The 465-nt window shown below is 64.7% G+C and carries 1 protein-coding gene; it reads left to right on the top strand.

Going from position 1 to position 465, the window contains the following annotated elements; translation table 11 throughout:
• Window positions 1-298: 298 nt before the first annotated feature.
• Window positions 299-465 (top strand): hypothetical protein (locus ACYQ2W_RS26615; RefSeq protein WP_459874151.1); only part of this gene is annotated, 167 nt, incomplete at its 3' end.

Genomic DNA, 465 nt, shown 5'->3' on the forward strand with positions numbered 1-465 from the left:
GTCCTCACTCCCCATCGTATTCACTTGCGAACAGACTACCCACCCCCTGCTGACAGCAGGGTGTCAGCAGGGGCGAAGCAGACTGGTATCTGGCCGCCGACACCGCGCCTTTCGTAGGAGCGGCCCCAAGCCGCGATTGCCTACAGGGATGTAGGTGCTTGGCGTGAGCAGGATGCGGAAGCCGGGCGCCGGATCCGCCAACTTCCGCCAGTCACGGAGAGTCTGCCACTTCGCCCTATCGCGGCGTAAGGGCCGCTCCTACAGGCAACATCCCGCCGATGAACATAAGGATACGACCATGAGCACCGCCCTGACCCCCAATCTGATGAGCGACGACGTCAACCGCTCGGTCGCCTTCTATCGCGACCGCCTCGGCTTCCGCATGCTGATGGGGGTCCCCTTCGACAGCCGCGAGCCGGTGGACGAGCTCACCGCCGACACCCCGTTGCAGTGGGCCATGCTGGC

This window comes from Endothiovibrio diazotrophicus (genome assembly GCF_054657215.1).